This is a genomic window from Azohydromonas sediminis (assembly GCF_003574675.1).
Lineage (GTDB): Bacteria > Pseudomonadota > Gammaproteobacteria > Burkholderiales > Burkholderiaceae_C > Calidifontimicrobium > Calidifontimicrobium sediminis.
On the sequence record NZ_QOAZ01000001.1, the window covers coordinates 236,099 to 255,730 of the forward strand.

Sequence of the window (19,632 nt, forward strand, 5' to 3'; positions counted from 1 at the left end):
GCGCGCCGCGCGGGCCCGGCGCGCGGTGCCGCGTCACCGGAAGCTCACGCTGACCGTGCGGGGCTCGGGCAGGCCCCAGTACTCGACCTCGACCTTCTGCCCCGCCTTCGGCGGCAGCAGCCGCGAGAACGAGCCGAGGCTGACGACGTCGCCCGGCTTGAGCGCGAGCCCGTGGCGCTTGAGGTCCTGCGCGAGCCAGACGACGGCATTCAGCGGGTGCTCGAGCACGTCGCTGCCCTTGCCGCGATCGACCTCGGCGCCGTCGGCCTTGACGATGACCGTCATCTTGCCGAGCGCATCGAGCAGCTGGTAGCGCTCGCCGCGCGTGACCGGCACCGCGATCGGCCGGCCTGTGACGCCCAGCCGCGCGCCGACGTTGATCGCGGTGATCGCCGCGCCGTTGAGCCGCGGCGGCGCCTCGACGACGAGGTCCGGCAGCTCGATGAACGGGATCACCTGGTCGATCGCGGCGATCACGTCGGCTGGCGTCTTCGCGTCGTTGACCGCCGCGTCCTTCACGCGCACGAGCAGGTCGGCCTCGTACAGCGGCCGCGCGCCGAAGCGGGCGTCGACCGTGCTGCCCTCGGGCAGCAGCATCGACGCATAGAGCACGCCCCACACCGGCGCGTCGGCATTGAAGCGCTTCTGCACCGCCGGGTTCGTCAGCCCGGCCTTGTAGCCGGCGCGCTCGCGCAGGTTGAGGTCGAGCAGCGCGAGCAGCTTGGCGCGCGAGCACTCGCCGTCGGCGGCGCTGAGCCCCTCGGGGTTCGGCGCCGGGCGCTTGTCGTAGTAGGCGTCGGCCAATGCGGCGACCTGCGCCTCGGTCAGGCAGGCCGACAGCGCCGGCGCGGCAGCGACGAACGCGGCGGCGGCCAGTGCCAGGCGGGACAGGGTCGTTCTCATCGTCGTGTCTCCTCGTCAGGGGGTGGCGGCACGCATGATACGAAGCCGCGGCCGCGTCATCCGCCGCCGAGCAGCGCGCGCAGCCCCGCCTCGTCGATCACCGCGATGCCGAGCTCGCGCGCCTTGTCGAGCTTGCTGCCGGCGGCCTCGCCCGCGACGACGTAGTCGGTCTTCTTCGACACCGAGCCGGCGACCTTCGCGCCGGCGGCTTCGAGCATCGCCTTGGCGTCGTCGCGCGTGAGCGTGGGCAGCGTGCCGGTGAGCACGAAGGTCTTGCCCGCCAGCGGCAGCGCCTCGGCGGGCGGCGCGCCCGCGTGCTCGTCCCAGTGCACGCCCGCGGCACGCAGCTGCTCGACGACCTCGCGGTTGTGCGGCTGGTCGAAGAAGGTGCGGATGCTGCGCGCCACCACCGGGCCGACGTCGCGCACCTCGAGCAGCTCGTCGACGCTGGCGTCCATGATGCGGTCGAGCGAGCCGAAGTGGCGCGCGAGGTCCTTCGCGGTGGCCTCGCCGACGTGGCGGATCCCGAGCGCGTAGAGGAAGCGCGCGAGCGTCGTGCGCTTGCTCGCCTCGATCGCGGCGACGAGGTTGGCCGCGCTCTTGTCGCCCATGCGCTCGAGCGCCGCGAGCTTGGCCACGCCGAGCTTGTACAGGTCGGGCAGCGTGCGCACGATGCCGCCGTCGACGAGCTGGTCGACGAGCTTGTCGCCCAGGCCCTCGATGTCCATCGCGCGCCGGCTCGCGAAGTGCAGCAGCGCCTCCTTGCGCTGCGCGGGGCAAAACAGGCCTCCGGTGCAGCGCCAGTCGGCCTCGCCCTCCTCGCGCACGATCGCGCTGCCGCACGCCGGGCACTTGCCGTGCAGCAGCCGGTACATGTCGAACGGCGGGCCGACGTGATTCGGCCGGCGGTCGAGCACGACGCCGACGACTTCGGGGATCACGTCGCCGGCGCGGCGCACGATCACGGTGTCGCCGACGCGCACGTCCTTGCGCCGCGCCTCGTCCTCGTTGTGCAGCGTCGCGTTGGACACCGTCGTGCCGCCGACGAACACCGGCTCGAGCTTGGCCACCGGCGTCAGCTTGCCGGTGCGGCCGACCTGCACGTCGATCGCCAGCAGCGTCGTCGTCTGCTCCTGCGGCGGGTACTTGTGCGCCACCGCCCAGCGCGGCTCGCGGGTGACGAAGCCGAGCTGGCGCTGCAGGTCGAGCCGGTCGACCTTGTAGACGACACCGTCGATGTCGAACGGCAGTGCGTCGCGCTGGGCCGCGATGTCGCGGTGGAACGCGACGAGCCCGTCGGCGCCGCGCACGACGGCGCGGTGCGTGTCGACCGGCACGCCCATCGCGGCGATCGCGTCGAGCGTCGCGTGGTGCGTCGCCGGCAGCGTCCAGCCGCGCACCTCGCCGACGCCGTACGCGAAGAAGCTCAGCGGCCGCTGGCGCGCGACGGCCGGGTCGAGCTGGCGCACCGCGCCGGCGGCGGCGTTGCGCGGGTTGACGAAGGTCTTCTCGCCCTTCGCGCGCTGGCGCTCGTTGAGCGCCTCGAAGTCGTCGCGGCGCATGTAGACCTCGCCGCGCACCTCGAGCACCGGCGCGTCGACGCCCTTCAGCCTCAGCGGGATCGCGCCGATCGTGCGGATGTTCTGCGTCACGTCCTCGCCGGTCTCGCCGTCGCCGCGCGTGGCCGCCTGCACGAGCACGCCGTGCTCGTAGCGCAGGTTGATCGCCAGGCCGTCGAACTTCAGCTCGCACGCATACTCGACCGGCGGGTCGCCGTCGGCCAAGCCGAGCTCGCGGCGCACGCGCGCGTCGAACGCGCGTGCGCCGCCCTCGGTGGTGTCGGTCTCGGTGCGGATGCTGAGCATCGGCACCGCGTGCCTGACCGGCGCGAAGCCCTCGAGCACCGCGCCGCCGACGCGCTGCGTCGGGCTGTCGGGCGTGCGCAGTTCGGGGTAGCGCGCCTCGAGCGCCTGCAGCTCCTGGAACAGGCGGTCGTACTCGGCGTCGGGGATCTCCGGCGCGTCGAGCACGTAGTAGCAGTGGTCGTGGTGCTGGATCAGCGCGCGCAGTTCGGCCGCCCGCTGGGCGGCGGCACGCGGCGTGGCGGCAGGTGCGGTGGACATCGGCGCGCATTGTGGGTCAACGCACCCGGCGCAGGGTTGCCCCAGTGGTCGGCGCGTGCGGTGGCGCGTACGCTGCCGCTCGCCGCGCGACCGAGCGGCGAGAAGAACCACGACAGGAGACGACCGTGCCCGAACCCCGCCTGATCCTCGACCACGTCTACGTCCACGAAGCCACGCACCCCGAGCGCATCTACCTGACGCAGCCGCTGGGCGGCGGTCGCGTCAGCGACTACAGCTGGCGCCAGGTGCTCGACCAGTCGCGCCGCATGGCGGCGCACCTGCAGTCGCTCGGGCTGCCGCGCGGGGCGCGCGTGGCGATCCTGTCGAAGAACTGCGCGCACTTCGTGATGGCCGAGCTGGCGATCTGGATCGGCGGCTACACGACGGTGGCGATCTTCCCGACCGAGACCGCCGAGACGATCCGCTACGTGCTCGAGCACAGCGAGGCGAGCCTGCTGGTCGTCGGCAAGCTCGACACCTGGGAGCAGCAGCAAAGCGGCGTGCCGGCGCACCTGCCGCGCATCGCGCTGCCGCTCGCGCCGGCGTCGGCACTCGCCGAATGCGAGGGCTGGGACGCGATCACGGCGCGCACCGCGCCGATCGGGGGCCGGCCGGCGCGCACCGCCGACGAGCTCGCGATGCTGATCTACACGTCGGGTTCGACCGGCACGCCCAAGGGTGTGATGGTGCGCTTCGACGCCTTCACGCGCGCCGCCGAGGGCATCGCCGCCGACATCCGCGCGCGCGTCGGGCCGGGCGAGAACCGCTCGCTGTCGTACCTGCCACTGGCGCACAGCATGGAGCGCTCGTGGGGCGAAGGCGCCTCGCTCGTCGACGGCGACACGCACCTGTTCTTCGCCGAGTCGCTCGACACCTTCGTGCAGGACCTCAAGCGCGCGCGGCCGACCGTGTTCATGTCGGTGCCGCGGCTGTGGCTGAAGTTCCAGCTCGGCGTGTTCGCGAAGATGCCACCGGCCAAGCTCGACCGCCTGCTCGCGATCCCGATCCTGGGCCGGATCGTCGCGAAGAAGGTGCTCACCGGCCTCGGGCTCGACGCGGTCAAGGTCGCCGGCAGCGGCTCGGCGCCGCTGCCGCCCGAACTGATCCGCTGGTACCGGCGCCTGGGGCTGAAGCTGTACGAAGGCTACGGGATGACGGAGGACAACTCGTACTCGCATTCGTCGCGCGAGGGCTTCGCCGAGCCCGGCTACGTCGGCGTGCCGCTGCCCGGCGTCGAGGTGAAGATCAGCCCCGAAGGCGAGGTGCTGATCAAGTCGCCCGGCCAGTTCAGCGGCTACTACAAGCAGCCCGAGCTGACGGCGGCGTCGTTCACCGACGACGGCTTCTTCCGCACCGGCGACCTTGGCGAGCGCCGCGCCGACGGGCTGCTCAGGCTCACTGGCCGCGCGAAGGAGCTGTTCAAGACCGCCAAAGGCAAGTACGTCGCACCGGCGCCGATCGAGAACCTGATCAACGTGCACCCGATGGTCGAGCTGTCGATGGTCTCGGGCGTCGGCCAGCCGGCCGCGTACGCGCTCGTCGTGCTCGCCGAAGACCTGCGCCCGAAGCTCGCCGACCCGGCGGTGCGCGCCGACGTGCAGCGCGAGATGGCGGCGCTGCTCGAGCGCGTCAACGCGCAGCTCGCCGACCACGAGAAGCTGCAGATGATCGTGATCGCAAAGGAACCGTGGACGATCGACAACGGCTGCCTGACGCCGACGATGAAGATCAGGCGCGCGACGATCGAGAAGTCGGTGGCCGACCGCGTCGAGCGCTGGTACGCCGACGGCCACCGCGTGGTTTGGGCATGAGGGCGGGAATGACGGTTCCCGTGCGCCACGGCGGCGACCGCGTCGCGCAGGCCCTCGTCGCGCACGGCGTCACGCACCTGTACACGCTGTGCGGCGGGCACATCTCGCCGATCCTCGCCGGCGCGACGGCGCGCGGCGTGCGCGTCGTCGACGTGCGCGACGAGGCCACCGCCGTGTTCGCCGCCGACGCCGCGGCGCGGCTGAGCGGCGTGCCCGGCGTCGCGGCAGTGACGGCCGGCCCCGGCATCACGAACACGATCACGGCGCTGAAGAACGCGCAGCTCGCGCAGTCGCCGCTCGTCGTGCTCGGCGGCGCGGCGCCGACCGCACTGCAGGGGCGCGGCGCGCTGCAGGACATCGCACAGCGCCCGCTGGTGGCGCCGCACGTCAAGCGCTTCATCGCCTGCCGGCGCGTGCGCGACCTCGGCCCCGCGGTGGCCGATGCGTTCGCGCTCGCGCGCGACGGCGTGCCGGGGCCGGTGTTCGTCGAGCTGCCGGTGGATCTGCTGTACGACGAGGCACTGATCCGCCAGTGGTACGCCGACGCCGCCGGCAAGGGCACCGGGCTGGCCGACCGCGCGCTGCGCTGGGTCCTGAACCGCCACGCCGAGCGCCTGTTCGACGGCAGCGGCGACACCGCGCCGCCGGCGGTGCAGCCCGTGACCGTGCCGCAGGCCGGCGACGCGGCAATGGTGCGCGCGGCGGCCGCCCTCGCAAAGGCACAGCGGCCGCTGATGGTCATCGGCAGCCAGGCCGTCGTCGACGCGGGCCACGTCGGCGCGCTCGCGCAGGCCGTCGAGCGGCTCGGCGTGCCGGTGTACCTGTCGGGCATGGCGCGCGGGCTGCTCGGCCGCGACCACCCGCTGCAGATGCGCCACGCGCGCCGCCACGCGCTGCGCGAGGCCGACTGCGTGCTGCTCGCCGGCGTGCCGTGCGACTTCCGCCTCGACTACGGCCGCCACGTGCGCCGCGGCGCGACGCTCGTCGCGGCCAACCGCAGCGCGCGCGACGCGCGACTGAACCGCCGTCCCGACATCGCGCTGATCGGTGACGCCGGCCACGCGATCGCGCGTCTGGCCGGTCGCGCGGACAGCGCGCCGGCGCGCTGGGCCGAGTGGCTTGCGACGCTGCGCGGGCGCGATGCGGCGCGCGAAGCCGAGATCGACCGCGACGCCGCCGCGCGCGGCGAGTTCGTCAACCCGCTCGCGCTATTCCGTGCGCTCGACGCCGAGGCCGCCGACGACGCCGTGTTCGTCGCCGACGGCGGCGACGTCGTCGGCACCGCGAGCTACATCCTGCGCCCGCGCGGGCCCCTGGGCTGGCTCGACCCCGGCGCGTTCGGCACGCTGGGGGTCGGCGCCGGCTTCGCGCTCGGCACGGCGACGATGCGCCCCGGGCGCGAGGTGTGGATCGTGTTCGGCGATGGCGCCTGCGGCTGGAGCCTCGTCGAGTTCGACAGCTTCGTGCGTCAGGGCATCCCGGTGATCGCGGTGGTCGGCAACGACGCCGGCTGGACGCAGATCGCGCGCGAACAGGTCAAGATGCTCGGCGACGACGTCGGCACCGTGCTCGCGCGCACCGCGTACCACGAGGTCGCCGCCGGCTTCGGGGCGGCCGGGCTGCTCGTGCAGCGCGACGACGACGTGCGCCCGGCGCTGCGGCGCGCGCGCGAGCTGGCACGCGAGGGACGGCCGGTGCTCGTCAACGTCTGGCTCGACCGGACGTCGTTCCGCGAGGGGTCGCTGTCGATGTAGGCCTGCCGCTCAGCTGCACAGCGCCTTGATGTCCTCGGGGATCGGGATCGCGCGGATGCGGTCCGGGTCGGCCGGGTCTCGCATCACGAACGCGCGCACCTCGGTGCCCTCGCACAGCACGACGTCGCCGCGCTTGACGACGTGGCGGTGGCGGAACGTCTTCGCGGCCCATTCCTCGATCGTCGTGTGGACCTCGATCGTCTCGCCGTAGGTCGCGGGCTTGTAGAACTTCGTGTGGATCTCGAGCAGCGGCGTGCCGACGATGCCGCGCGTCTTCAGCAGCTCGCGCCACGGCGGCACGCCGCAGGCCATGAAAAACGCGAGCGACGCCTCGTCCATCCAGCGCGAGAAGTTCGGGAAGAACACGATGCCGGCGGGGTCGCAGTCGCCGAAGTGGACGTCGACGCGGTGGACGTGGCTCTTGCTCATGGCTCTGTCTCTTCTCACTCCCGGCGACATTGTCGGCGAGTCGGCGCACGCCTGCTGCTGGCGGCATCGGCACGCGGCCGCGGCACGAGGTACAAACGCGCACCGACACGACACCCCCGATGCCCCTTCCCGACTCCCCCACCCCATCAACACCGCGCGACGACGCGACGCCGCGGCGCACCGCGATCGTCGGTGCGGGTGCGGTGGGCAGCTACTACGGTGCGATGCTCGCGCGCGCCGGCGAGCCGGTCACGCTGATCGCGCGCGAAGCGCACGTGCGCGCGGTCGCGGCGCACGGGCTGCAACTGCACCACGAGGGGCGCGTCGAGACGTTCGCGCTCGACGCGACGACCGACCCCGCCGCGGTGCGCGGCGCCGACCTCGTGCTCGTGTGCGTGAAGTCGAACGACACCGAGGCGGTCGCGCGCCAGATCGCGCCGCACGTCGCCGCCGACGCCGTCGTGCTGAGCCTGCAAAACGGCGTCGACAACGCGCCGACGATCGCGCGGCACGTGCGCGCGGCGGTGGCGCCGGCGGTGGTCTACGTCGCCACCGAGATGCCGGCGCCCGGTGTCGTCGTGCACCACGGCGGCGGGCGGCTCGTCGTCGGCGCGCCCGACGCGGCGGGCTGCGACGCGTCGGCGCGCGCACTGCGACGCGCGATCGAGCGCCTGGCCGGCGCGGGCGTGCCGGTGGAACGGGTCGCCGACGTACGCCCCGCGCTGTGGATGAAGCTGCTGCTCAACTGCGCCTACAACGCCGCATCGGCGCTGACGCAGGCGCCGTACGAGCGCATGGCGCGGCTGGCACCGGTGCGCGAACTGCAAGTCGCCGTCGCGCGCGAGGTCGTCGCGGTCGCGCGGGCCGACGGCGTCGCGCTGGCGCTCGACGAGGCGATCGCCGGCATCGAGCGCATCGCGCAGACGATGCCGGCGCAGCGCTCGTCGACCGCGCAGGACGTCGCGCGTGCCCGCCCGACCGAGATCGACCACCTCAACGGTTTCGTCGTGCGCCGCGGCGCCGCGCTCGGTGTCGCGACGCCGGTCAACCAGGCGCTGCACGCGCTGGTCAAGCTCGCCGAGGCGGGCGACCGCAGCGGCTGAGCGGACGCGGGTGTCAGCGCCCGCGCGAGTACCGGCTCAGCGCCCGCGCAGGTGCGCCGGCGCCTCGAGCTTCTTGGCCAGCAGCGACAGGCTCCAGGTCAAGAGCAGGTACATCGCCGAGATCGCCAGGTACGGCTCCCAGTAGCGCGAGTACGCGCCGGCCACCGTGCGCGCCGCGAGCGCCAGTTCGGCCAGCCCGATCGCCGACACCAGCGACGAGTCCTTCGTCAGCGTGATCGCCTCGTTGACGAAGGCCGGCACCATGCGGCGGAACGCCTGCGGCAGGATCACCAGCCGCAGCGTCTGCGCGTGGTTCAGGCCCAGCGCCTGCGCCGCCTGCCACTGGCCGGCGGCGATCGACTGGATGCCGGCGCGGAAGATCTCCGAGATGTACGCGCCGGCGTTGAGCGTCAGCGCCAGCACGCCCGACAGGAACGCGCCGTGGTTCTGGCGGAACGTGCGCGCCAGCTCGCCCGAGACGAGCAGCCCGTCGTCGGGGTGCACCAGCATCGGCATCAGCGCGAAGTGCACGAGCAGGATCTGCACGAACAGCGGCGTGCCGCGGAAGAACGTGACGTACGCCGAGACGAGCCACTGCAGGCCGTACAGCGGCCAGCGCCACGGCGAGCGCGGCAGCGGCTGGTCGCGCGACGACGACACCAGCCCCGACAGCAGGCCGAGCACCATGCCCAGCGACAGCGAGACGACGGTGAGCATCATCGTCATCGCGAGCCCCTGAGCGAACAGGGGCCCGTAGCCGGCGAGGATGCCCCAGCGCAGGTCCATCGGGCCTCCGGGTGACGCTTACTTCTTCTCGCCGAAGTGCTGCGCGTAGATGCGGTCGTAGGTGCCGTCGGCGCGGATCTCGGCCAGACCCTTGTTGATCTTCTCGAGCAACTCGGTGTTGCCCTTCTTCACCGCGATGCCGTACTGCTCGGGCTCGAACGCCGGGTCGTTGATCGTGCGGAACTTGGCCGTCGGGTGGTTGGCGACGTAGTTGATGACGACGCCGTTGTCGGCGACGACCGCGTCGACGCCACCCGCCTCGAGTTCCTTGAGCGCCAGCGGCGTCGACTCGAAGCGCTTGACGTTGGTGTTCGTCTTGCCGAGCAGCTTGGTGACGACCTCGTCGCCGGTGGTGCCGGTCTGCACGCCGACCTTGAGCTTCTTCAGGTCGTCGAACTTGGTGACCTTGGACTTCTCGGGCACCGCGATCAGCTGGTGCGCGTCGAAGTACGGGTCGGAGAAATCCATCGTCTGCTTGCGCTCGTCGGTGATCGTGATCGACGAGATCAGCAGGTCGCGGTCGCCCTGCTGCAGCGAGTTGAAGATGCCTTCCCACGGCGTGTTGACGAACTTGACCTCGATGCCGGCCTTCGCGGCGATCGCGTTGAGCAGGTCGACCGAGAAGCCGACGATCTCGCCCTTCTCGTTCTGCGACTCGAACGGCGCGTACGCGGCATCGGTGCCGACGGTGTAGACCTTGGCGGGCGCGGGCGCCGGGGCCGGAGCCGCGGCCTGCGGCGCCGGGGCGGGCGCCGGCGCGGGTTCGGGGGCCTTGCCGCAGGCGGCGAGCAGCACGCCGGTGAACAGCGCGGCCGAGGCGCGCAGGAAGCGGCGGTGGGACAGGGACGTCATGACGGGAGCTCTCCGTGTGGGGTGGTGATCGGACGCTGGGCCGGTCGCGGCAGCGGTGCATGGCCCCGCCGACCGGGGCCGCGTCGCCGCCCGCCGCGGGCGACACGAAAACCCCCAATTCTGGAGCATTGCGCGACCGCCCTCCTCGCCCGCCCGCGCGCGTCGGGTGGCCCACCGGATCGCGGGGTTGACCCACCGGGCGCGCCTCCAGAGCATCACGCCATGGACAAGCCGCAACGCCGCCCCGCCAATCCTGCGCCCAGCGCTGCCGAGGCGCTGCAGGCGTGGCAGGAGCTCAAGCAGCGCCTGCAGCAGCTGCACGCCGAGCTCGAGTACCTGCGCCTGCTGATCAAGTTGGGCGTCGGTCCGCGCTGAGCGCTGGCGCACGGCGGCGCACACGCCCGACCGCCACGGCCGCCCTTCGGTGATGCCGCGACAATCGTGCGCGTCGCCGCCCGTCTGCCTGCTCGTGCCCGTCCCCGCCACCCCCGCCCTCCACGCCCGGGCCACCGAACAGCCCCCTTCCCCCTCGCCGCGACGGCCCGAGCGCGCGCCGAGCGTCGTGCGCTCACTGCGCTCGGCGGCGGCCACGGCCGTGCTCGCGCTGGCCGCCCTGCTGCCGCCGGCGGTCGCCGCTGCGGGCGGCTGGTCGACGACGCAGCACGACGGCGTGCACTGGCTCGTGCAGCCCGACGGGCAGCGGTTCTTCTCGCTGGGCGTCAACACCGTCAACGGTGGTGACGACGACGACAAGGCACGCACCGGCCGCGCCTACTTCTGGGGTCGCCACTACCCCTCGCTCGCCGCGTGGGGCACAGCCACCGAGCGGCGCCTGCGCGCGTGGGGCTTCAACACGGCCGGCGGGTGGTCCGAAGAGTCGGCGGTGATGAGCCTGCCGCTGGTGCCCGAGATCGACCTCGGCCGCAAGGCCCAGCTGCACTGGTACGACATTTTCGACCCGCAGAAGGCCGAGACCACGCGCGCCGTCGCGCGCGAGATCGTCGCCGCGCAGCGCGGCAACCCGCGCGTGATCGGCCGCTTCACCGACAACGAGGTCGGCTGGTGGAGCTCGCCGCTGTTCCTGTGGCACCTCGAGCTCGACTGGCAGTTCTCGTCGAAGCAGGTGCTGTGGCAGCTGCTGCACGACCGCTACGACGGCCGCTGGGAGCGGCTGCTCGCCGACTTCGTGCCGGTGTCGCCGGGGCTGGACTCGTTCGAGCGTCTCAAGGCGCGCGGCGCGGCGCTGAAGCTGCGCCCCGGCGGCCAGGGCATCCACGCGATCGCCGCTTTCACGCGGCTGATCGCCGAGCGCTACTACCGGCTCGTGCACGACGCGCTGCGCGACGCCGACCCGCACGCGCTCGTGATGGGCGACCGCCTGCCGCTGTACTACAACCAGGACGCCGTGCTCGCGCAGCGCGGCCTCGTCGACGTGCTGTCGACCAACTACAACGTCGACGTGCCCGACGGCTGGGTCGCACCGTACTACTTCGAGGGGCTGCGCGACCTGTCGGGCGCGCCGGTGCTGGTGTCGGAGTACTTCTTCGCCGCCGACGAGAACCGCAGCGGCAACAGCAACAACGGCCACCTGATGCACGTGAAGACGCAGGCCGAGCGCGTGCGCGGCGCCACCGCAGCGATGCGCCACTTCGCGTCGTTCCCCAACGTCGTCGGCGTGCACTGGTTCCAGTACTACGACGAACCCACCGGCGGGCGCAGCGACGGCGAGGACTTCAACATGGGCCTGGTCGACATCCACGACCGCCCGTACGACGAGCTCGTCGCCGCGTTCGCTGCGCTGAACCCGACGCTGCCTGCGCTGCACGCAAAGGCACGCTGGGCCGACCTCGTGCCGGTCGCGCGACCGCGCACGATCCGCCGCGCCGCCGGCGCGCTCGACGCGACCGACAACTCGCTGCTCGACTGGACCGACAAGGCCGGCACCCGCCTCGTGCGCTTCGCGACGCCGGCGCCGTACGTGCCGTTCGGCGACGTGCACGTCGCGTGGAGCGACCGGGGCCTGCACGTCTTCCACATCGGGCAGAACCACGTCGACCTCGACCTGCTGGCCCACGACGGCGAGTTCCCGCTGTCGGAGACGTACCGCCTGCGCATCACGGTCGACGCCGGCGCCGGCGAACGCCGCTACGCGCTGCACCTCGCGCCGCGCACGCACCCGACGGCGCCCGAACGCTTCGTGCTCGTGCCGCAGCTGTGGCGCTACGACGGCGAGCGACCCGTCGAGCGGCTCGACCCGCGCGGCTTCGCGCAAGTCATCGACACGCTGCTGCCTCACGTGCAGGTCGAAGCGCTGATCCCGCCGTCGCTGCTCGGTGTCGAGAAGCTCCAACCCGGGCAGACGGTGCGCCTCGCGATCGAGGTGACCAAGTTCTACCGCGAGCTGACGATGACGCTCGGCCCCGACGTCGCGGTGCTCGAGCGAGCGCCCGAGTAGTCAAACCCGACCGGTCGGGCGGGCGGCCCGAACGCGCTGGACGCCGACCACCCGGGCACGACGCGCCGGACACGCAAACGAAAACGCCCACCGGGGGTGGGCGTCTCGGCGGCAAGCCGCATGCATCTTGGCGGAGCGGACGGGGCTCGAACCCGCGACCCCCGGCGTGACAGGCCGGTATTCTAACCAACTGAACTACCGCTCCGCGGCGGCGCCGGCGTTCCAGGTTGCCCTGCAAGTGCCGACCGACTTGGCGTCCCCTAGGGGATTCGAACCCCTGTTACAACCGTGAAAGGGTCGTGTCCTAGGCCTCTAGACGAAGGGGACTTGTCCTTCACTGCCTGAACTGCGCGCCACCCCGAGCCTAGCTTTGGTGGAGGTAAGCGGGATCGAACCGCTGACCTCTTGCATGCCATGCAAGCGCTCTCCCAGCTGAGCTATACCCCCGGCGCTGTTCAAGCAAGACGCGCATTATAGGCAGAACTTCAGACGTGCTGCAAACGCGCGAGCACCTCTTCGCGCCGGAACAACGCGAGCACCGCATCGATCGACGGCGTCTGCGCGCGGCCGCACACCAGCAGGCGCAGCGGGATCGCGACCTGCGGCATCTTGAGCTTGAACTCGCCGAGCGTGGCCTTGATCGCGTCGCCGATGCCCGGCGCCGTCCACTCGGCGTCGGCCAGCCGCTCGCGCAGCGCCCGCAGCGCCGGACGCACGGCGTCGGTCAGGTGCTTCGCCAGTTCGTCGGCCGGTGGCGTCGGGTGCGCGAAGTACATGCCGAGCCACTCGGCGATCTCGACGGTCGTCGCGCAGCGGTCCTTGAACAGCCCGATCGCGCGCGGCAGGTCGAGTGCCGCCAGATCGGTGAAGCCCAGCAGCGCGAGCTGCTGCGCCACCAGCGGCGCGAGCGCGTCGTCGGACGTCATCTTGATGTGCTGCGCGTTGACCCAGCGCAGCTTGGCTTCGTCGAACTGGCCCGCGCTCTTGCCGAGGTGGTCGAGGTCGAACCACGCGACGAGCTGCTCGCGCGTGAAGATCTCGTCGTCGCCGTGGCTCCAGCCCAGCCGCGCGAGGTAGTTGACGACCGCGTCGGCGAGGTAGCCCTCGTCGCGGTAGTGCGTCACCGGCTTGGCGCCGTGGCGCTTGCTCATCTTCTCGCCCTGCTCGTTGAGCACGGTGGGCAGGTGCGCATACACCGGCGGCTCGTGGCCGAGCGCGCGGAAGATGTGGATCTGCCGCGGAGTGTTGTTGACGTGGTCGTCGCCGCGGATCACGTGCGTGATGCGCATGTCGATGTCGTCGACGACGACGCAGAAGTTGTAGGTCGGCGCGCCGATCGCGTCGGGCGCGCTGCCCTCGGGCGCGGGGCGGGCGATCACGAGGTCGTCGAGCTCGTCGTTGTGGAACGTCACGCGGCCCTTGACCTTGTCGTCCCACGAGACGACGCCGCCCTGCGGCGTCTTGAAGCGGATCACCGGACGCACACCCGGCGGCACCGGCGGCAGCGTCTTGCCGGGTTCGGGGCGCCACGTGCCGTCGTAGCGCGGCTTGAGCTTGGCCGCCATCTGGCGCTCGCGCAGCGCGTCGAGCTCCTCGGGCGTCATGTAGCAGCGGTACGCGTGGCCGCTGGCGAGCAGCTGCGCGACGACCTCGCGGTAGCGGTCCATGCGCTGCATCTGGTAGTACGGCCCCTCGTCGGGGTCGAGGCCGAGCCAGCGCATGCCTTCGAGGATCACGTCGACGGCCTCCTGCGTCGAGCGCTCGACGTCGGTGTCCTCGATGCGCAGGATGAAGGTGCCGCCGTTGGCGCGCGCGAACGCCCACGGGTACAGCGCCGAGCGGATGTTGCCGAGGTGGATGAAGCCGGTCGGGCTCGGCGCGAAGCGTGTACGCACCGAGGGGTTGCGGGTGGTCGTCATGTCGGAATCGTGGCCAGGCCGCGGGCGAGGTCGGCCTTCAGGTCGTCGACGTGTTCGAGCCCGACGGCCACGCGGATCATCCCCTGCCCGATGCCGGCGGCCTGGCGCTGCGCCTCGGTCAGCCGTCCGTGCGAGGTGCTCGCCGGGTGCGTGATCGTCGTCTTCGTGTCGCCGAGGTTGGCGGTGATCGAGCAGATGCGCGTCGCGTCGATCACCGCGAACGCGTGGCGGCGCGCGCTGGCCGCGTCGTCGCCGCGCACGACGAACGACAGCACCGGCCCGCCGACACCGCCTTGCTGCGCCATCGCCAGCGCGTGCTGCGGGTGCGACGGCAGCCCCGGGTGGTACACGCGCTCGACCTGCGGCTGCTGCTGCAGCCACTGCGCGAGCTCGAGCGCGCGTGCGCTTTGCGCGTCCATGCGGATTGAGAGCGTCTCGAGGCCCTTGAGCACGACCCACGCGTTGAACGGGCTCAGGCTCATGCCGGCGCTGCGCATCACCGGCACGAACCTGTCGCGCACGATCGCCTCGCTCGCGCACACCGCGCCGGCGACGACGCGGCCCTGCCCGTCGAGGTACTTGGTGCCGCTGTGCACGATCAGGTCGGCGCCGAACTCGTGCGGGCGCTGCAGCGCCGGCGAGCAGAAGCAGTTGTCGACCGCGATCAGTGCGCCGTGCGCGTGCGCGATCTCGGCGAGCGCGCGGATGTCGCACACCTCGGTCAGCGGGTTGCTCGGCGTTTCGGCGAACAGCAGCTTTGTGTTCGGCCGCATCGCCGCACGCCAGGCGGCCACGTCGGTCTGCGAGACGAAGCTCGTCTCGACGCCGAACTTGCCGAAGTCCTGCAGCAGCCGGATCGTCGAGCCGAACACGCTTTGCGAGCAGACGACATGGTCGCCGGCCTTCAGCAGCCCCATCACGAGCAGCAGGATCGCCGCCATGCCGCTCGATGTGGCAATGCACGCCTCGGTGCCCTCGAGCGCCGCGAGGCGCCGCTCCATCATCGCCACCGTCGGGTTGCCGAAGCGGCTGTAGACGAAGGCCTCCTCCTCGTTGGCGAAGCGCGCCGCCGCGGTGGCGGCGTCGGGGTGCACGAACGAGCTGGTGAGGAACAGCGCCTCGCTGTTCTCGCCCCACGGCGTGCGCGGCAGGCCCTCGCGCACCGCGAGCGTGTCGCGGTGCACGCCGGGCGGCAGGTCGACGCGCGGAATGCCCGGCTTGGTCATGCACCCGACTCCACGCCGTTGTTCTGCAGCGCGAGCCGCGTTCGCCCGGGCGGGTCGTCGTCGTCGCCCTGCGCGAGGCGCTGCTCGCGCATCGCGGCGAAGTCGTCGGCCGAGACGTCGCCGGTGATGTAGTGGCCGTCGAAGCACGAGGCCTCGAAGCCGTCGAGCTTGGGGTTGAGCGCACGCACGACGCGCTGCATCGGCTCGAGGTCCTGGTAGATCAGCGCGTCGGCGCCGATGAACTGACGGATCTCCTCGACGCTGCGCCCGTGCGCGATCAGCTCCTCGGCGGTGGGCATGTCGATGCCGTAGACGTTCGGGTAGCGCACCGGCGGCGCGGCGGAGGCGAGGTAGACCTTCTTCGCGCCAGCCTCGCGCGCCATCTGCACGATCTCGCGGCTCGTCGTGCCGCGCACGATCGAGTCGTCGACGAGCAGCACGTTGCGGCCGCGAAACTCCATGCCGATCGCGTTGAGCTTCTGGCGCACGCTCTTCTTGCGCACCGCCTGCCCCGGCATGATGAAGGTGCGCCCGACGTAGCGGTTCTTCACGAAGCCCTCGCGGTACGGCTTGCCGATCTTCTGCGCGAGCTGCATCGCGCTCGGGCGGCTGCTCTCGGGGATCGGGATCACGACGTCGATCGCGCTCGGCGGCATCGTCGAGATCACGCGCTGCGCGAGCGTCTCGCCCATGTTCAGCCGCGCGTGGTAGACCGAGATGCCGTCGAGCACCGAGTCGGGCCGCGCGAGGTAGACGAACTCGAACAGGCACGGGTACAGCTGCGGGCGCTCGGCGCACTGGCGCGCGTGCACACGGCCCTCGAGGTCGACGAAGATCGCCTCGCCGGGCGCGACGTCGCGCACGAAGCGGTGGCCGGTGCCCTCGATCGCGACCGACTCGCTGGCCACCATCACCTCGCGCCCGTCGGACGTCTCGCCTTCGCCGAACGCGAGCGGTCGGATGCCGAACGGGTCGCGGAACGCGAGCAGCCCGTGGCCGGCGATCAGCGCGACGACCGCATACGAGCCCTTGACGCGGCGGTGCACCGCCGCCACCGCATCGAACACGATGTCGGGCGTCAGCGGCCGGTCACCCGCCGCGCGCCCGAGCTCGTGCGCGACGACGTTGATCAGCACCTCGGTGTCGCTCTCGGTGTTGATGTGGCGGCGGTCGACGGCGAACAGCTCGCGCTTGAGCGCGGCGGCGTTGGTCAGGTTGCCGTTGTGCACGAGGACGATGCCGAACGGCGCGTTGACATAGAACGGCTGCGCCTCTTCCTCGCTGTAGGCGTTGCCGGCGGTCGGGTAGCGCACCTGGCCGAGACCCACGGTGCCCGGCAGCGCACGCATGTTGCGCGTGCGGAACACGTCGCGCACCATGCCGCGCGCCTTGTGCATGAAGCACTTCGTGCCCTGCATCGTGACGATGCCGGCGGCGTCCTGGCCGCGGTGCTGCAGCAGCAGCAGCGCGTCGTAGATCAGCTGGTTGACGGGCGAGCGCGAGATGACGCCGACGATGCCGCACATGGTCGATTCCTCGTTGCGATGATCGGCGCGCCTCAGACGCGCAGGTGTCCTGCGACTTCGCCGGGCAGCATCGGCTTGAGACCGCGCAGCACGGCCGTGAGCCACTGCGCGCCGACCGAGTCGCGCCAGTCGGGGGCCTCGCGCGCCGGCGTCAGAGTCACGACGGTGGCCAGCGCGAGCAGCACCAGCAGGCCACGCAGCAGCCCGAAGCCGCCGCCGAGCGTGCGGTCGGCCACACTCAGCGGCGTCGCATGGATCAGCAGCCGCACGAGCTGCGCCGCCAGCGCCCACACGACGAGCGCGGCGACGAAGACGACGACGAACGCCGCCGCGTGGTTGACGCCCGAGCCCGCGACGCCGACCGGCACGTGGGGTGCGACCTGCGGCGTGAACGCCTGCGCGGCGACGTAGGCCGCGACCCAGCCGAGCAGCGACAGCACCTCGAACACGAGACCCCGCCACAGGCCGACCGCGACCGACAGCAGCACGACGACCAGCAGCGCCCAGTCGACCCAGCCGATCGAAGCGAGCGTGGCGGCCATCACAGCGTCAGCACGGCGGCGGGCAGGCCGGCCGCCTTGAGCTTCGCCGCCGCCTTGTCGGCCTCGTCGCGTGTGGCGAGCGGGCCGACACGCACCCGCGTGCGCGGGCCACCGGCGGTCTCGACGACCTGCGTGTAGGTCTTCAGTCCAAGCTGCTCGACGCGCTCGCGCGTCTTCTGCGCGGTGGCCCGGTCGGCGAAAGCACCCACCTGCACGACGTAGCGCGCCTCGGCTGCCGGCTTCGCCGCTGCGGCCGCGGTGGCCGCAGGCGCGGGTGCGGGCGGTGCCGCGGGGTTCGCCGCCGCGGCCGCTGTCGGCGGCGCGGCCGGTGCGGCGGCCACCGGCCGCGACTCGGACGGCGAGCGGGCGCGCTGCGCATCGGCGCTCGACGGCGTCGAGGCGCCGGGCGTCGGCGCCGACGCAGCGGACTCGGCGACGGCCGCCGATGCGGCCGGGCGCTCGGCCGGCGGCGCAGCGGGCGCCGCCGCGGTCGGCGCCGCCTCGGGTGCGGCGGGCGCCACCTGCCCCGACGCACGCGTGCCGCCCGTGGCGGCCGGCGGCATCGCCAGCGGCGGCACCGCGTCCTTGCGGGGGATGTCGATCTTGACGTCGACCGGAATCGGACGCGGCTGCGTCTCGAACAGCAGCGGAAAACCGATGATGCCGATGCCCAGCAGCACGACGGCGCCGATCAGGCGCTGGCGCGCACGCGCCCGCGCGCGCTGCACCAGCTCGGCAGGGTTGGCGGACGCCTCGGCGGCGTCGTGGCGCTTGCGAAAGGGGAACAGAGCCATGCAGGCGGCCGGTAGACGACGGACGGACGGGCGACGACGCGCTCGGACGGCCGCCCTGGCCGGGGTGCGCCGCGGCGTCAGCCGAGGTGCTTGGCGCCCAGACGCGGCAAGCCTTGCTGCAGCACGCCGCCCACGGTGTAGAAGGATCCGAACACCAAAATTCTATCAGCGGGGTCTGCCGCGTCGACCGCGGCGCCAAGCGCCTGCGCCGGGCTCGCATGCATCGCGACGGGCACGTCGCGGCCGGCGCTGGCGGCGCGCACGGCCGCGCCGAGTTCGGTGGCCGTCGCGGCACGCGGCGTCGGCAGGTCGGTGACGTGCCAGGCATCGATCAGGGGTGCGACGCGGGCGAGCAGCCCCGGCAGGTCCTTGTCGCGCATCGCGCCGAACACGGCGTGCGTGCGCGGGTAGAAGCCCATCTGGTCGAGGTTGACCGCCAGCGTCGCGACCGACTGCGGGTTGTGTGCAACGTCGAGCACCAGCACCGGCTGCCCCGGCACGATCTGGAAGCGCCCGGGCAGCTCGACGGTGGCCAGCCCCTGCCGCACCGCCTGCGCCGTGACCGGCAGCACCGGCCGCAGCGCCTCCAGCACGGCGAGCACGCCAGCGGCGTTGATCAGCTGGTTCGCGCCGCGCAGCGCCGGGTAGGCGAGCGCGTTGTAGCGCATCGAGCGCCCGCGCCACGACCACTGCTGGCGGTCGCCCGCGTGCGCGAAGTCGCGCCCGACGAGCCACAGGTCGGCGTCGATCTCGCGCGCATGGTCGACGACGCTTTGCGGCGGCAGCGGGTCGCTGACGATGGCCGGCCGGCCGGTGCGCATCACGTGCGCCTTCTCGCGGCCGATGCTCTCGCGATCGGGGCCGAGGTATTCCATGTGGTCGAGGTCGATGCTGGTGATCAGCGCGCAGTCGGCGTCGATCGCGTTCACGGCGTCGAGCCGGCCGCCGAGGCCGACCTCGAGGATCACGAGGTCCAGCGGCTGCGCGGCGAGCAGGCGCAGGATCGCCAGGGTCGTGAACTCGAAGTACGTCAGCGGCACGCCGTCGCGCGCGGCCTCGACGGCTTCGAAGTGCGGCACGAGCGCGTCGGCGGCCACCGGCGCACCGCCCACGCGGCAGCGCTCCTCGAAGTGCACCAGGTGCGGCTTGATGTACAGGCCCACGCGGTAGCCAGCGGCCAGCGCGATCGACTCGAGCATCGCGCACGACGAGCCCTTGCCATTGGTGCCCGCCACCGTGACCACCGGGGCGCGGAAACGCAGGCCCAGCCGCTCGCGCACCGCGAGCACGCGGTCGAGCGTCATGTCGATCGTCTTCGGGTGCAGGCGCTCGCAGTGCGCCAGCCACTGGTCCAGCGTGGTCGGTGTCGTCACGTCGCGCATCCGCCGGCGTCAGCCGGCGGCCCATGG

Annotated in this window: 16 protein-coding genes and 3 tRNA genes; 5 read left to right on the forward strand and 14 right to left on the reverse strand. The window is 72.3% G+C overall.

Going from position 1 to position 19,632, the window contains the following annotated elements:
- Positions 1 to 33 precede the first annotated feature (33 nt).
- Positions 34 to 903: a 2-keto-4-pentenoate hydratase gene (locus DRV96_RS01100; protein WP_119286743.1), complete on the reverse strand. Its 870-nt coding sequence runs from the start codon at positions 901 to 903 to the stop codon at positions 34 to 36.
- Positions 904 to 959: 56 nt separating this feature from the next.
- Positions 960 to 3,026 carry an NAD-dependent DNA ligase LigA gene (gene ligA, locus DRV96_RS01105; RefSeq protein ID WP_119286746.1) on the reverse strand — a complete coding sequence of 689 codons (2,067 nt, stop codon included), beginning with the start codon at positions 3,024 to 3,026 and terminating at the stop codon, positions 960 to 962.
- Between the two features lie 125 nt (positions 3,027 to 3,151).
- Here ligA and DRV96_RS01110 point away from each other — a divergent pair, with 125 nt between their 5' ends.
- Both DRV96_RS01110 and DRV96_RS01115 read left to right on the forward strand, forming a co-directional pair.
- Entirely contained in the window at positions 3,152 to 4,837 is a 1,686-nt protein-coding gene (locus DRV96_RS01110) for an AMP-binding protein (RefSeq protein WP_119286748.1), read from the forward strand.
- Positions 4,838 to 4,845: 8 nt separating this feature from the next.
- Complete coding sequence (locus DRV96_RS01115) at positions 4,846 to 6,591, forward strand: thiamine pyrophosphate-binding protein (RefSeq protein ID WP_119286750.1); 1,746 nt, start codon at positions 4,846 to 4,848, stop codon at positions 6,589 to 6,591.
- A 9-nt stretch (positions 6,592 to 6,600) separates the two neighbouring features.
- On the opposite strand, the gene DRV96_RS01120 is transcribed toward DRV96_RS01115, so the two are convergent.
- Positions 6,601 to 7,020 carry an acyl-CoA thioesterase gene (locus tag DRV96_RS01120; RefSeq protein ID WP_119286752.1) on the reverse strand — a complete coding sequence of 140 codons (420 nt, stop codon included), beginning with the start codon at positions 7,018 to 7,020 and terminating at the stop codon, positions 6,601 to 6,603.
- 119 nt (positions 7,021 to 7,139) lie between these two features.
- Here DRV96_RS01120 and DRV96_RS01125 point away from each other — a divergent pair, with 119 nt between their 5' ends.
- The gene (locus DRV96_RS01125) at positions 7,140 to 8,123 is read left to right on the forward strand and encodes a ketopantoate reductase family protein (RefSeq protein ID WP_119286754.1); all 984 of its coding nucleotides are present in this window, start codon (positions 7,140 to 7,142) and stop codon (positions 8,121 to 8,123) included.
- Between the two features lie 36 nt (positions 8,124 to 8,159).
- On the opposite strand, the gene DRV96_RS01130 is transcribed toward DRV96_RS01125, so the two are convergent.
- Entirely contained in the window at positions 8,160 to 8,909 is a 750-nt protein-coding gene (locus DRV96_RS01130; RefSeq protein ID WP_119286756.1) for an amino acid ABC transporter permease, read from the reverse strand.
- 18 nt (positions 8,910 to 8,927) lie between these two features.
- Positions 8,928 to 9,761, reverse strand: a complete 834-nt coding sequence (locus DRV96_RS01135) for a basic amino acid ABC transporter substrate-binding protein (RefSeq protein ID WP_119286758.1) — start codon at positions 9,759 to 9,761, stop codon at positions 8,928 to 8,930.
- A 222-nt stretch (positions 9,762 to 9,983) separates the two neighbouring features.
- Between DRV96_RS01135 and DRV96_RS17945 the strand changes: the two genes are divergently transcribed.
- The gene (locus DRV96_RS17945; protein ID WP_162910281.1) at positions 9,984 to 10,136 is read left to right on the forward strand and encodes a hypothetical protein; all 153 of its coding nucleotides are present in this window, start codon (positions 9,984 to 9,986) and stop codon (positions 10,134 to 10,136) included.
- Between the two features lie 187 nt (positions 10,137 to 10,323).
- Positions 10,324 to 12,216 (forward strand): hypothetical protein, encoded by a 1,893-nt coding sequence (locus DRV96_RS01140; protein ID WP_119286760.1) that lies wholly within the window; start codon positions 10,324 to 10,326, stop codon positions 12,214 to 12,216.
- A gap of 128 nt (positions 12,217 to 12,344) precedes the next feature.
- On the opposite strand, the gene DRV96_RS01145 is transcribed toward DRV96_RS01140, so the two are convergent.
- From DRV96_RS01145 to folC, 9 genes are all read right to left on the reverse strand, one after another.
- Positions 12,345 to 12,421 (reverse strand) — tRNA-Asp (locus tag DRV96_RS01145).
- A gap of 46 nt (positions 12,422 to 12,467) precedes the next feature.
- A tRNA-Glu gene (locus tag DRV96_RS01150) sits at positions 12,468 to 12,543 on the reverse strand.
- 44 nt (positions 12,544 to 12,587) lie between these two features.
- Positions 12,588 to 12,663, reverse strand: a tRNA-Ala gene (locus DRV96_RS01155).
- Positions 12,664 to 12,701: 38 nt separating this feature from the next.
- The gene (gene gltX, locus DRV96_RS01160) at positions 12,702 to 14,135 is read right to left on the reverse strand and encodes a glutamate--tRNA ligase (protein ID WP_119286762.1); all 1,434 of its coding nucleotides are present in this window, start codon (positions 14,133 to 14,135) and stop codon (positions 12,702 to 12,704) included.
- A complete protein-coding gene (locus DRV96_RS01165; RefSeq protein WP_119286763.1) occupies positions 14,132 to 15,361 on the reverse strand; it encodes an O-succinylhomoserine sulfhydrylase in 1,230 nt (409 codons plus the stop codon). The genes gltX and DRV96_RS01165 overlap by 4 nt, the downstream gene beginning before the upstream one ends.
- Entirely contained in the window at positions 15,358 to 16,887 is a 1,530-nt protein-coding gene (gene purF, locus DRV96_RS01170; RefSeq protein WP_119286766.1) for an amidophosphoribosyltransferase, read from the reverse strand. Before purF ends, DRV96_RS01165 begins: the two co-directional genes overlap by 4 nt.
- Before the next feature lie 32 nt (positions 16,888 to 16,919).
- Positions 16,920 to 17,429: a CvpA family protein gene (locus tag DRV96_RS01175; protein WP_119286768.1), complete on the reverse strand. Its 510-nt coding sequence runs from the start codon at positions 17,427 to 17,429 to the stop codon at positions 16,920 to 16,922.
- Positions 17,429 to 18,223, reverse strand: a complete 795-nt coding sequence (locus DRV96_RS01180; RefSeq protein ID WP_119286770.1) for an SPOR domain-containing protein — start codon at positions 18,221 to 18,223, stop codon at positions 17,429 to 17,431. Before DRV96_RS01180 ends, DRV96_RS01175 begins: the two co-directional genes overlap by 1 nt.
- Before the next feature lie 77 nt (positions 18,224 to 18,300).
- Entirely contained in the window at positions 18,301 to 19,596 is a 1,296-nt protein-coding gene (gene folC, locus DRV96_RS01185; protein WP_235823233.1) for a bifunctional tetrahydrofolate synthase/dihydrofolate synthase, read from the reverse strand.
- Positions 19,597 to 19,632 lie beyond the last annotated feature (36 nt).

What these genes read in the sequence shown, in the direction of transcription:
- DRV96_RS01100 (WP_119286743.1), bottom strand. Translation starts at nt 903, where the DNA reads ATGAGAACGACCCTGTCCCGCCTGGCACTGGCCGCCGCCGCGTTCGTC.
- ligA (WP_119286746.1), bottom strand. Translation starts at nt 3,026, where the DNA reads ATGTCCACCGCACCTGCCGCCACGCCGCGTGCCGCCGCCCAGCGGGCG.
- DRV96_RS01115 (WP_119286750.1), top strand. Translation starts at nt 4,846, where the DNA reads ATGACGGTTCCCGTGCGCCACGGCGGCGACCGCGTCGCGCAGGCCCTC.
- DRV96_RS01120 (WP_119286752.1), bottom strand. Translation starts at nt 7,020, where the DNA reads ATGAGCAAGAGCCACGTCCACCGCGTCGACGTCCACTTCGGCGACTGC.
- DRV96_RS01125 (WP_119286754.1), top strand. Translation starts at nt 7,140, where the DNA reads ATGCCCCTTCCCGACTCCCCCACCCCATCAACACCGCGCGACGACGCG.
- DRV96_RS01130 (WP_119286756.1), bottom strand. Translation starts at nt 8,909, where the DNA reads ATGGACCTGCGCTGGGGCATCCTCGCCGGCTACGGGCCCCTGTTCGCT.
- DRV96_RS01135 (WP_119286758.1), bottom strand. Translation starts at nt 9,761, where the DNA reads ATGACGTCCCTGTCCCACCGCCGCTTCCTGCGCGCCTCGGCCGCGCTG.
- DRV96_RS17945 (WP_162910281.1), top strand. Translation starts at nt 9,984, where the DNA reads ATGGACAAGCCGCAACGCCGCCCCGCCAATCCTGCGCCCAGCGCTGCC.
- gltX (WP_119286762.1), bottom strand. Translation starts at nt 14,135, where the DNA reads ATGACGACCACCCGCAACCCCTCGGTGCGTACACGCTTCGCGCCGAGC.
- DRV96_RS01165 (WP_119286763.1), bottom strand. Translation starts at nt 15,361, where the DNA reads ATGACCAAGCCGGGCATTCCGCGCGTCGACCTGCCGCCCGGCGTGCAC.
- purF (WP_119286766.1), bottom strand. Translation starts at nt 16,887, where the DNA reads ATGTGCGGCATCGTCGGCGTCATCTCGCGCTCGCCCGTCAACCAGCTG.
- DRV96_RS01175 (WP_119286768.1), bottom strand. Translation starts at nt 17,429, where the DNA reads ATGGCCGCCACGCTCGCTTCGATCGGCTGGGTCGACTGGGCGCTGCTG.
- DRV96_RS01180 (WP_119286770.1), bottom strand. Translation starts at nt 18,223, where the DNA reads ATGGCTCTGTTCCCCTTTCGCAAGCGCCACGACGCCGCCGAGGCGTCC.